This window comes from Arthrobacter sp. AFG20 (assembly GCF_002892795.1).
In the GTDB taxonomy this organism is placed as follows: domain Bacteria; phylum Actinomycetota; class Actinomycetes; order Actinomycetales; family Micrococcaceae; genus Arthrobacter.
This window is the reverse complement of record NZ_PJMC01000002.1, coordinates 162755-174804: the sequence shown is the minus strand read 5'-3', so window position 1 is coordinate 174804 and position 12050 is coordinate 162755. Positions and strand designations below refer to the sequence as shown.

At 64.4% G+C, this 12050-nt stretch carries 8 protein-coding genes; 2 read left to right on the top strand and 6 right to left on the bottom strand.

The genetic code is table 11. The features are described from left to right. Positions 1 to 83 precede the first annotated feature (83 nt). Positions 84 to 3191 carry an FAD-binding and (Fe-S)-binding domain-containing protein gene (locus CXZ05_RS02740; protein WP_102971090.1) on the bottom strand — a complete coding sequence of 1036 codons (3108 nt, stop codon included), beginning with the start codon at positions 3189 to 3191 and terminating at the stop codon, positions 84 to 86. Between the two features lie 142 nt (positions 3192 to 3333). Here CXZ05_RS02740 and CXZ05_RS02735 point away from each other — a divergent pair, with 142 nt between their 5' ends. Further along, entirely contained in the window at positions 3334 to 4209 is an 876-nt protein-coding gene (locus CXZ05_RS02735) for a potassium channel family protein (protein ID WP_102971089.1), read from the top strand. Between the two features lie 150 nt (positions 4210 to 4359). On the opposite strand, the gene CXZ05_RS02730 is transcribed toward CXZ05_RS02735, so the two are convergent. From CXZ05_RS02730 to CXZ05_RS02710, 5 genes are all read right to left on the bottom strand, one after another. After that, a complete protein-coding gene (locus CXZ05_RS02730) occupies positions 4360 to 5442 on the bottom strand; it encodes a TM2 domain-containing protein (protein WP_102971088.1) in 1083 nt (360 codons plus the stop codon). A gap of 416 nt (positions 5443 to 5858) precedes the next feature. Further along, positions 5859 to 6275 carry an ester cyclase gene (locus tag CXZ05_RS02725; RefSeq protein WP_180987236.1) on the bottom strand — a complete coding sequence of 139 codons (417 nt, stop codon included), beginning with the start codon at positions 6273 to 6275 and terminating at the stop codon, positions 5859 to 5861. 131 nt (positions 6276 to 6406) lie between these two features. After that, positions 6407 to 7522: a low specificity L-threonine aldolase gene (locus CXZ05_RS02720; RefSeq protein WP_102971086.1), complete on the bottom strand. Its 1116-nt coding sequence runs from the start codon at positions 7520 to 7522 to the stop codon at positions 6407 to 6409. Next, entirely contained in the window at positions 7519 to 8277 is a 759-nt protein-coding gene (locus CXZ05_RS02715) for an SDR family NAD(P)-dependent oxidoreductase (RefSeq protein ID WP_102971085.1), read from the bottom strand. Before CXZ05_RS02715 ends, CXZ05_RS02720 begins: the two co-directional genes overlap by 4 nt. Beyond that, positions 8274 to 9677, bottom strand: a complete 1404-nt coding sequence (locus CXZ05_RS02710; protein WP_102971084.1) for a DUF6421 family protein — start codon at positions 9675 to 9677, stop codon at positions 8274 to 8276. The genes CXZ05_RS02715 and CXZ05_RS02710 overlap by 4 nt, the downstream gene beginning before the upstream one ends. Before the next feature lie 721 nt (positions 9678 to 10398). Between CXZ05_RS02710 and CXZ05_RS02705 the strand changes: the two genes are divergently transcribed. Beyond that, positions 10399 to 11961, top strand: a complete 1563-nt coding sequence (locus tag CXZ05_RS02705; protein ID WP_102971083.1) for an amino acid permease — start codon at positions 10399 to 10401, stop codon at positions 11959 to 11961. Positions 11962 to 12050 lie beyond the last annotated feature (89 nt).

Here is a 12050-nt window from a genome sequence, read left to right as displayed (position 1 = left end):
TCTTCTCTCTCCTGAAGGCTCGAGGGTGGCGGGTTCAGCTGGCAGCGGGTTTCGGCCAGCTCGACCGACGGGTTTGGACGGGCTTAGCCAGCGGTGCCCGACCCGGGATCGAGAAGCTGGGCGAGGTGGCGTCCGGGCCGCTCGGCGTCCAGCTGCCTGACCTGCATGGCGCAGGAGAAGCCGTCTGTCAGTATCACGGACTCCGGGCCGGCGCTCCGCAGCGCCGGTGCGAGTGCCTGTTCGGCCACCTGCATGCTCACCTCGTAGTGCTCCTTCTCAAAGCCGAAGTTGCCCGCCACACCGCAGCACCCGGCGGCATCCACCACGTCGGTGATGCCGACGGCGGCCAGCGCGGCACGCTGCGTTCCGGCACCAAACACCGAGTACTCGTGGCAGTGCGTCTGCAGCACCACACGCTCCGGCAGCGGTGCGGCCGGGGCCGGCGACCAGCCTGCACGCGCCAGCTGATCCACATGTGAGGCGAAGCTACGCACCCGTGCCGCCACCCGCTTCGCCTGGTCCGTGTGGACCAGCTCCGGCAGGTCCTTCCGCAGCGCGGCCGCGCAGCTGGGCTCCACCACCACGATGGGGCGGTCTGTGCCGTCGTCCAGAACTTCGGCCGCGTTGGCCAGCAGCTTCTTCGCGGTGTCCAGCTGGCCGGTCGAAATCCAGGTCAGCCCGCAGCAGGCATCGGCCGCGCATTCGGTCCGCTCCCCCGACCCTGCAAGGACGCGGGCGGCGGCGCCGGCCACCTCGGGTCGGAAGCCCCTGGTGAACGTGTCCACGAACAGCACTACGCCGTCGTTTGAAGCTACGGCACCCGCACTTTCAGTACCCAAGGCAGCGGTACCACCGGCACTCAGCCGAGTCCCGCCGTCGTGCTTCCTGCCGTTCCTCCCCGGCATCGCCACGCCGGCCGCGGCAACCTCCTTGCACCATTCGCTGCCGCCCGCGAACCGGGGCATCGAGCGCTCGGTCGTGAGCCCGCCCAGCATGGCCGCTACTTTGGCCAGCGGCGTGGCCAGCACAGCGTTGACCAGCGGCGCCACGCGGCCGGTCACCTTCAGCCAGCGCGGCAGCCAGCCCAGGGAGAAGTGCGAAAGCGGACGCCTCCGGCCCCGGTAGTAGTGGTCGAAGAACTCCGACTTGTAGCTGGCCATGTCCACGCCCGTGGGGCAGTCGCTGGAGCACGCCTTGCAGGACAGGCAGAGGTCCAGCACCTCCCGGACCTCCTCGGACTTCCAGCCCTCCTCCACCGTGCGCGCGCCTCGGACCATGTCCTGCAGCACGCGGGCACGGCCTCGGGTGGAATCCTTCTCGTCGCGGGTTGCCCGGTAGCTGGGGCACATCACGCCTCCGGCATCGGTGCGACAGCGGCCCACGCCTATGCAGCCCTGGACCGCGTGGACCCACGGGTCTATCCCGCTTCCGCCCGCGTGTGCCGGATTGTCCGTCTCCGCCGTGGATCCCCCGCCGGAGTGCAGCGGGCGGAGGTCGAAGCTGGTGCGCCACTCGCGCTGCGGCACCCCGTCCAGCGCCAGGTTCTCATCCATCGGGTCCGGATTCGTGAGCGAGCCCGGGTTCAGGATGCCGGCCGGGTCCCACAGCCTGCGGAAGGCGGCGAAGGCCTCCAGCATGCGCGGCGAATACATCAGCGGCAGCAGCTGCGACCTGGCCCGGCCGTCGCCGTGCTCGCCGGAGAGCGAGCCGCCGTGCCGCACGACCAGCCGCGCGGCGTCGGCCGAGAACCGGCGGAACACGTCCCGGCCCTCCTCCGTGCGAAGGTCGTAGGTAATGCGGATGTGCATGCAGCCGGCACCGAAGTGCCCGTACATGACACCCTGCAGGCCGTAGCTGTCCAGCAACCCGCGGAAGTCCGCCAGGTAATCGGCCAGGTTCTCCGGTGCGACGGCGGAATCCTCCCACCCCGGCCAGGACTCGCCGCCCGTGGACAGGCGCGACGAAAGCCCGGCCCCGTCCTCGCGTACCCGCCACAGCGAGGCCCGCTCCACCGGGTCGGGCACCGGCCGGCCCGCGACGAGGCGCCCGTTCTCTTGGAGGCGAACCAGCAACCGGTTGGCCTCGGACTCGACTTCGGCGGGATCGTCACCGTCGAGATCCACATACAGCCAGGCCTTGCCCTCCGGAAGACCAACTACGGCGCCCTCGCCGCGGCGGAAGCGCATCGTATCCACGATCGCCTCGTCGATGCCTTCCACCGCAGCCGGGGAGAACTCGAGGATGGTTTCGATGTCCCGCGCCGCGTCCACCACGTCCGCGTAGCCGAGGCACACGAGCAAAGCGCTCGCCGGTTTGGGCACCAGCTTCATCCGGGCTCCGGTGACGATCGCGCACGTACCCTCGGACCCCACCAGGGCCCGGGCCACGTTGAAACCCTTCTCCGGCAGCAGGTTGTCCAGGTGGTACCCCGAGACCTGCCGCTGGATCCGGCCCAGCTCCACGCGGAAGTCGGCCAGGTTGTTGTGGGCCAGTTCCTTGAGCTCATCTGTCAGGGCTGCGGCACGCGCCTCCGCCTGTTTGTCCTCCGGGTGCGTGGCGCGCAGCCCCGTGGCCGTGGCGGTGAGCCGGGCACCATCGGAGGTGACGACGTCGAGCTCCACCACGTGGTCAGACGTGCGGCCGTAGCGGACAGAATGGTTGCCGCACGCGTCGTTGCCCAGCGAGCCGCCCACGGTGGCGCGGTTCTTCGACGACGGGTCCGGGGCGAAGGTGAAGCGGTTTCCGGTTGCCTGCTCCACCTCGCGCGAGAGCACGGCGAGCACCACGCCCGGGTCCACCGCCACGGTGCCCGCCGCCTCGTCGATCCCGTGGATCCGGTTCATGTGCCGGGAGAAGTCCAGCACCACGCCAGGCCCGATGGCGTTGCCCGCCATTGACGTGCCGCCGCCGCGGCTGATCAGCGGCGTTCCGGTCGCCCGGCACACCGCGAGCGCTGCCACCACGTCATCCGCGGACCGCGGAAACACCACGGCCAGCGGCGGCACCCGGTAGTTGGAGGCGTCGTACGCGTATTCGGCCAGCCGGCGCGGCGAGCTGTCGGCGCTAATTCCGGCCGCGGTCAGTTTCTCCAGCACCTTCTGCTGTGCGGCGTTGCGCGCTTTGCCGGACTCTTCAGCGGAAGGTTCGACGGCGGCGGCCTCCGTAGCGGAGGCAAGGTCAGTCTGCTTCATGTTGGCCAGCGTAGTCCGCGGTCGCCGCCGCGGCCGATCACCGGACACGGCGGGAGGCCCGTCGGCTGGAGTTTCGTGGTCCACCCTGTGCGCCGCAGGCCACGCCAGGAGTGCGCATCACCGTCCGCCCGTAGGATAAGACATGCGCTTCGAGGACACGCTCTTGACGGTACTGGGAGCCGGGCTGATTCTTCTGATGCTCGCGGACGTCTTCCATACACTCCTTTACCCGCACGGTTCCGGACCTGTGTGCAGAACAATAATGCGCGTCTTCTGGTTCCTCTCGCGAAAGTTGAAAGGGCGCCCCGGCACACTGGCCGCTCCTGTGGCGATGGCCGCCGTCATTGCCGCATGGGCAGGGCTGGCGATTGCGGGGTGGGCGCTGCTTTACCTGCCGCACCTCCCGGAAGGTTTCGTGTACGGGGACGGCGTGCCACAGCAGGGGGATTTCGCCGAAGCAGCCTACATATCGATGGTGAGCCTCTCAACAGTGGGGTTCGGAGAAGTGGTCGCCGGCTCGCCGATCATCCGGCTGCTGACAGGACTCCAGGCGATCACGGGGTTCGGGCTGCTCACAGCCACAGTCTCGTGGTTTCTCCAGCTGTTCCCGGCGCTCAACCGCCGCCGCGCCCTTGCCCACCATCTGAACCTGATCAGGGAATCAGTGGAACCAAGCGGCATTGCAGGACTGGAACCCTTGCACGCCGCTGCGCTGCTGGAATCCGTAGCCATAGACGTTGCTACGGTCAGCATCGATTTGCTGTCCTTCCGCGAGAGCTACTATTTTCGCGAGGTTGAACAACGGGGTTCCCTGCCGGACACCATCTCCTATGCGCAGCAGTTGGCTGCCGAGGCTCAACAAAGCCCGAACACCGAGCTCCTATTTGCCGGACGAATGCTCGATGCATCGTTGGAGGAGCTGGCGGCAGTCCTCCGCGGCAAGTTCGGCCACCCGGGCGACACCACTTCAGCGGTCTTTGACAGCTACGCCCTGCACCACAAACACCGCCAGCAGTAGAAACAAGAACAATTTCTCATTTGAGCGGAAATTCTTATCTGATTTGGCACGCGAAGCACCCCGGCAAGCTCAACCTACGGACGCAAAAGGCCCCGCAGACCAGACACAAGTGCCGGGGTCCTGCGGGGCCTTTGGGTGGGAACGGCGCTGCTACTTCGCCGCGATGGTCCAGTCGCCGTCGGAGTTGACCTGGACGAAGCCGGGGGTGAGCTTCACGGTGCCGTTGTAATCGCCGATCTTGTTGACGGCCAGCTCGGGAACCTCGCTGCCGAAGCCCTGCACCACGAAGTTGCCTTCGCCCTTGTTGGTGACCGCAGCCTTATCGCTAAACGCGTCCCAGTAGAGAACCATGTCGCCGTGGCCGCTCGCCTTGTCCGTTGAGGTGGGAACGCTGTCGATGTCCTCGATCTTCAGCGTCCAGGCGGAATCGGCGCTGATAGCCAGCTCGGTGGTGGCCGCGGTGCTGGTGTCCACGAGGTGCGAGCCTGCGTACGCCCCAACGGCGTTGACCAGGAGCATCTCATGTCCGTTGGTTTCCAGGACCGTGTTGCCGCTGCAGGCCTTGCACGTGAACGTCACCACGGCGGGGACGCCCTTGAGGTCCACCGTCTTGACGGCGTCGCCGGTGCCCGTCAGCGTCTGCGCCGCCAGGTGCGGACGGTCTTCCCCTGTAGCTGCTTCGCCGGTGGCCGCCGGATCCGCCGAGGGATCCGAGGCGGCGCTCTCAGACGTCACAGGAGCGGCGGTGACAATTGGCGGAGTGGAGGCCTGCCGGACAATAGCGGCGGCAGCAATCCCGCTGAACACACCAATCACCAGGTTGACCACCAAAAAGACAACCGTGACCACAACAGCCACCTTCTTGTGCTGTGCATACCCTGCCAGCGGCCGGCCGGTCTTGTCCGTCTGCTTCCCGGCCAGCGTGATGACCAGGTCCACGAGCGCCCACCAGCCCAGTCCGCCCAGCGTCAGCAGCTTGGCGATGCCCGTGCCGATCTTGCCGAGATAGAACCGGTCCACGCCCAGTACACCGAGGAGCAGCGAGAAAAGCCACGTGACCAGGAAGGACTTCTGCGGTTCCGCCCCGTACTGCCCCGCGAAGGCCCCGTACTGCCCCGGATAAGCCTGCCCAGCGTTCTGCCCGTCCAACAACTGCCCGTTCGCATACTGCGGCGCACCGTAGGTGGTGTAGTCGGAAGGCGGCGGTGGCAGGGTTGGGCCGGGGTGGCTCATTGCGGTCCTTTCAGGGCAGGCGACGGCAGGGGTCGCCGAGGTGGCGGAGTGAGGAAGAAGGGTGGGCGGTGCGAAAGGGGGGTGGTGCAGTAGGGTGGGCCGAGCAGGAAACCACCTGTGACAGGAACACCGCGTAAGCGGGGCCCTGTCGTGGATAATACGTGGCTGGACGGCGGGCACATGGCTTCAAAAAGCCCGTTTTCTTAAGGCTTTATGGCTTGCACATCTGCTGCTGTCCCCCAGGTTGACACTTCGGCGTCACCGCCCCCTGAAGGGATGATACAGGGCATCGGGTTGGCACTCGGGGAGGCCACGGCGCGTCCCGGACGACGCGCCGTAAGAGACGCACGACGACGACGGCGCGCGTCGCTCGCCGTCGTCGTACTTCTTGTTCTGTATGGGTAGCTAATCCGGCCCTACTTTGGCACGGCTCCAATCTGCTGCATCAGGCTCATGGTGTCCGTCGATCCCCAGTGTTCGGCAACTTTGCCGTCCTGCACCCGGATGATGTCGATGCCCGAGAATTCCACCGACTTGCCGGTGGCCGGCACGCCCGCGAAGTCGCCCTGGTGCGTTCCCGTGAGGACGGTGTGGACGGCCTCCAGGTTCCCGTCGGCGAGCGCCGGCTCGGATGTCTTCACCGCGAGGTCCGGAAACGCGGTCCGGATGGCGTTCACATAGAACTTCACCCCTTCCTTGCCCGGGGGCTGGCCGGGGAAGCCCTCCTCGTGGTCGACGACGTCGTCCGTCACCATCTCGTCGATAAGCGACAGATTGCCGCCCGTCAGCACCTCGTTGTAAAACCGCTTGATCAATCCTTGTCCGCCAGCCATCTCGTGCTCCTTAGTGCTCGTGGCTGTGTATGGCAGTTGCATTGTCCTCCCGCCCGGATGCCGCTTCAACGGTCAAATGCATTCCCCGAATCCGACGGTCGTGAATCGCGGCGGTAAATGGGCTCTTTTGTTCAGACGTTTCGTTGTGAAGCTGGGGAGCCTACGGCAGCCTCGACTGCAGCCAGGAGAGATTGGACGTCGGTTTCGGTGGTGTCCCAGGAGCACATCCACCGGACTTCCCCGCGTGCCTGATCCCAGTCATAGAAGCGGAAGGATTCCCGGACTTTGGCGGCTGCCCCGGGTGGGAGCACAGCAAAGACGCCATTGGACTGTGTTGCCTGCGTCAGCGAGACGCCGCTAATGGCCGCGATTCCTTCGCTGAGACGTTGAGCCATCTCGTTGGCGTGTCCGGCGGACCGCAGCCACAACCCATCCGTTAACAGGGCGACCAGTTGCGCGGAGACGAAACGCATCTTTGAGGCAAGCTGCATGTTCATCTTGCGCAGGTAGCTCATGCCTGGGTCGGACTGTGGGTTGAGCCAGATAACGGCTTCACCGAACAGCAGCCCGTTTTTGGTGCCGCCAAAAGACAGGACGTCGACACCGACGTCGGTGGTGAATGCCTGAAAAGGAAGCCCGAGATGTGCTGCAGCGTTGGCCAGCCGTGCTCCGTCCAGGTGCAGTTTCATTCCCTTCGCATGGACGTGTTCAGCGATCCGTTGGATTTCTTCCGGCGTGTAGCAGGTGCCGAGTTCCGTGGGCTGGGTGATCGATACGGCCAGTGGTTGCGCCCGGTGCTCGTCTCCCCACCCCCAGGCTTCGGCGTCGATCAATTCCGGGGTGAGTTTGCCATCCGGTGTGGGGATCGGGAGGAGCTTTATGCCGCCAATCCGTTCCGGGGCGCCGTTTTCGTCGGTATTGATATGCGCTGTTGCTGCGCAGATGACAGCGCCCCAGCGCGGGAGCAGGGCCTGCAGGGCAAGGACGTTGGCCCCTGTTCCGTTGAAGACCGGATATGCGGTAGCAGTCGTCCCGAAGTGGGACTGGATGACCTCTTGAAGCGCTGCTGAGTAGACATCTTCGCCGTACGCGGTGACGTGGCCTTCGTTGGCCGCCTGAACTGCTTCGATGATTTCGGGGTGAGCCCCGGCGTAGTTATCCGAGGCGAAGCCCCGGTATGCCGGGTCGTGCAGGCGCCCCGTCAGTACCTGCGGGGCGCCTGCTTTGGTATCAACGCTGACGCTCATGCCGGTGCTCCCACGAGGTGGCCGGCCGTGAGGGGCAAGCGCTGCCCGTTGATCTGTTCTGCGTCCAGGCCGAAGATCCGCTGTACAGCGTCGGCGAGGACACTGACATCGGTGAAGCCCGGAAATTTCCGTTCCGGCTGGGCTGCGTGCATCCGGTCATCGACCAGAGCCTTGACGACGAAGACCAGGGCGGCTGAGTGCTGAGCGGAGAGGGGGCTTTCGTTTCCTCCCTGCAGGTGCCGGAATCCGTCGGCCACGGCAAGGGTCCATGCCTCGGCGGCGGACTTGACGGCGGCATATGCGGCGGCGTCCGCTGTCGGCGAGGAAGCGGACTGTGCGGAAACGATGGCCAAGCGACCCACCGGGGAGGTAGCCAAGTCATCGTAAAACGCGCGGCTGGTGTTCCTCAGGGTGGTGAGAACACTTGTGTGCAGGAAGTCCCAGTCTTCATCCGTCTGGCCTTTAATGCCGGTACCGCCCCGCCACCCTCCTACAAGATGGATAAGGCCGTCCACGGGACCCAGATCTTTCCGGACAGACGCCGCCAAGTCCTCAACGGCTTGCAGGTCCGCGAGGTTGCAGACATAGCCCGTGACGTTGTCATGCGCTATCGAGAGCTCCTGCACTCGGTCCTCAAGAATGTCCACGGCGGCCACGCGTGCCCCTGCTTGCGAGAGGGTGCGGACTACCGCGATGCCGGCAGCGCTTGTCGAACCGGCGACGACGACCGTACGCCCCAAGAGGTCCTGGCTCATGCGCCCGCCTCGCCCTCAGTCTTCACAGGGCTCTTACCGGTGATCCCGGCTGTTGATTCAATGACCGAGGACATCTTCTTCTCCAGTGCCTCGTAGAACATCGACAGGGGGAATTCGTCATCAAGGATCTGGTCCGTCAGACCGCGGGGAGGGCCATCGAGCGGAAGGGCCTCCGGTCCCTTGGCCCATACGGAGGCCGGGTGGGGGGTGAGGGTTTCCGAGACGAGCTCGTAGGCAGCCAGCCAGTGCGCGGTCTTGGGCCGGTCGATTGACCGCCAGTAGAGTTCCTCGATGCGGAGACCCAGCTCAACGACCACGCCGGCGACGTCCTTCCAGTCGATGCTCAACTTTCCATCGGTCCAGTGCAGGACCCGGTGCTGGTGCATCCAGGCGAACAGCAACTGGCCGCCCACGGCGTCGTAGTTACGGACCCGGTTCCCGGTAATCGCGAAGCGGAAAATGCGGTCGAAGATCACGGCGTACTGGACCAGCTTGGCGTGCTTGCGGGCGTCCTCGGAAGCCGTTTCGTCCCGCTCGATGAGGACTGATTCGCGGAAGGCGGTCAGGTCACAGCGGAGCTCCTCCAGGGAGTACAGGAAATACGGCATCCGCTGCTTGATCATGAACGGGTCAAAGGGCAGGTCACCGCGCATGTGCGTCCGGTCATGGATCAGATCCCACATCACGAAGGTCTTCTCCGTGAGGTGCTGGTCGTCAATGAATTCCGCGGCGTCAGCCGGCAGGTCCAGGGAAGTGATGTCGGCAGCAGCTTTTAGGACGCGGCGGAACCGGGCAGCTTCGCGGTCCGCGAAAATGCCTCCCCACGTGAAGGACGGGGTGCTCCGGACCGCCACGCTCTCGGGGAAGAGAACTGCGGAGTTCGTGTCATAGCCGGGCGTGAAATCGACGAAGCTGATGGGGACGAACAGCTTGTTGGAGTAGTTTGCCGCCTCGAGTTCAGCGACGAAAGAAGGCCAAATAACCTCGATGAGGACGGCCTCGAAGTAGCGGTTGGTGCTCCCGTTCTGCGTGTACATGGGGAACACAACCAGGTGCGGCAGCCCATCGATGCGCCACTGCTCGGGGTGGAAGGCTACCAAAGAGTCGAGGAAATCCGGTACGACGAAGCCCGCGGACGCCCACCGCCTGAAGTCCTTCACGAGCAGTTCAAGGTAGTCCGTGTCGTGGGGGAGGTAGGGGCGCAGTTCGTTGATTGAGTCAGTAATGATGCCGACATTCTGGCGGGCCTGGTCATGGTCAGCGGGTTCCGGGACGGAACCGTCCTGCACTTGAAGCTGCTGCAGCCCGATGACGGCTGCCTTCAGGGCCTGCCATGCCGGGAGTTCCTTGAGGTCTTCCGCCCGGGTGATTGTCACTTCCGGGTTTGCGATTACAGACATGCTCGTTCCTTCCGTTGAGGGGATTCCTGAAGAAGCTAGCAGTGCGTAAGCATGCGTGAAGCATTCTTGCTCAATTCATAAGAAATGCTTTTGCTAAAGTCCGCCTTCTGACGGCGATGCCTGCGCCCGACCTTAATGTGGGCGGCTTTAAGACATCCCATAAGGGGCACACCACGATTGAGTAAGCCGCAGTATCGGGACGGCCCATCTCTCCCCTCGACACCATTCGCTCAACGCGGGCCTCCCGCCATAGCAGATGCTCAGATCTGCTTACTCACCGGACGACCTCAAATCAGCAAATCTTAGGCTCAGATCGGGTAACCCATGCCTACTCGTAAGGACTTGACCCGTCGGACCTGCAACATTCACCGCGCCAAAGGTCACTTCCTTCACGTGTGTTAGCTTGATCACCATCCTTCCCGGACCGGGGGCTCCGGAAGGCTCAAATCCACCGCAGCTACCTTTTCGGAGGCACCATGGGACTTGGCTCCCACACGCAAATAAGTGACCGGGCTATTGCTCCCGGCACCCCTGAAACCGGCCTTTGCTCCGGTTCAGGACTGTTTCTTAGCTCGGGGTCCACCACCGCGCAGGCAGGACCGCACGGGAACGTTATGGCCTACCCGCTCGACACAGCAGTCGCAGAAGCCTGCACATGTCGAGCCGCTGGTGGCACCGGGAACCCGACCCGGCTCGCATTGATACCCCTTGGTGGTGTTGCATGACACCAACGAGCGCAACTTCCACAGACATCAAACCCGATGAAACAGCACAACAGGCGTCCGCCCTCGCGATACGGGCAGATCGCGCTTCCGGCGAAACCACCAACGACCTCAAGCGCGGGCTGAACAACCGCCACCTGCAGATGATCGCTATCGGCGGTGCGATCGGCACCGGGCTGTTCGTGGCCTCGGGCAGCACCATTGCCCAGGCGGGTCCCGGCGGTGCGTTGGCCGCCTACGCGCTGGTCGGGCTGATGGTATTTCTGCTGATGCAGTCACTGGGCGAGATGTCGGCCAAAATTCCGGTCGCCGGTTCTTTCCAGTCCTTTGCCACCCGTTTCGTCTCCCCGTCCTTTGGTTTCGCGATCGGCTGGAACTATTGGTTTAATTGGGCCATCACGGTGGCCGCTGAGCTGGTCGCGGCCGGAATCATCATGGACTTCTGGTTCCCGGGAGTCCCAGGTTGGGTGTGGGCCGGGATCTTCCTGCTGGTGTTGACCGGCCTCAATGCCCTCTCGGCGAAGTCCTTTGGTGAGTCGGAGTTCTGGCTCTCCCTGATCAAGGTCAGCGCAGTGGTGCTCTTCCTGGTCGCCGGCGTGCTGATGATTTTCGGCATCCTCGGGGATGACTCTCCGGGGCTGAGCAACTGGGAAAACCGCGATGACGTTTTCCACGGGGGTTGGGTCTCGATCATCTCGGTCTTCATGGTTGCCGGGTTCTCGTTCCAGGGCACCGAGCTCGTGGGAGTCGCCGCAGGCGAAGCCAAGAACCCGCGTCGCGAAGTGCCGAAGGCTATCCGCACTGTCTTCTGGCGCATCATGCTTTTCTACATTGGTGCCATCTTTATCATCGGCTGCCTGATCCCGTTCACCGATCCGAGCCTGCTGGCCTCCGGCGAGTCCGATGTCGCAGCATCGCCGTTTGCCCTGGTCTTCTCGCGCGCCGGAATCGCCTTCGCAGCGGCCTTGATGAACGCCGTGATCCTGACCGCAATCCTGTCCGCGGGCAACTCCGGACTATATGCCTCCACCCGGATGCTTTACGCCATGGCCCACGACGGCATGGCCCCGAAGATCTTCGGCCGAACCAATGCGCGTGGTGTGCCGATCGCGGCGCTGCTGGCAACCGCGTCCGTGGGACTCTTCGGGTTCCTCTCCGCGATCGTCGGCCAGGGCGCAGCCTACTCCTGGCTGCTCAACATGTCAGGCCTCTGCGGCTTCATCGTGTGGGCGGGCATCGCGGTCTCCCACTACCGTTTCAGGCGCGGCTTCCTCGCCCAGGGAAACAACGTCAGCGACCTGCCGTACAAAGCATCCCTGTTCCCCATTGGCCCACTGCTGGCATTTGCCCTGCTGATACTGGTGATCGCGGGACAGAACTACGAGGCTGTGCTTGCCGGACGGACCATGGAGGTGCTTTCCTCCTACATCGGGTTGCCAGTCTTCATCGTTCTATGGCTGGCTCACCGCTTCATCACCAAGTCCAAAGTGGTGCCGTTGCTCGAGATGGATCTCACGGCACCTAAGGACCTCGAAGACGCACCTAGGGGCAGCACCCAGTAACCATGCTGCTCTGCTACCCCACGCATTGCGGGGGCCCGCGGTAGCCGAGGGACAGAAGGGCTAGAACGCGGGATCTAGACCAGAAAAGA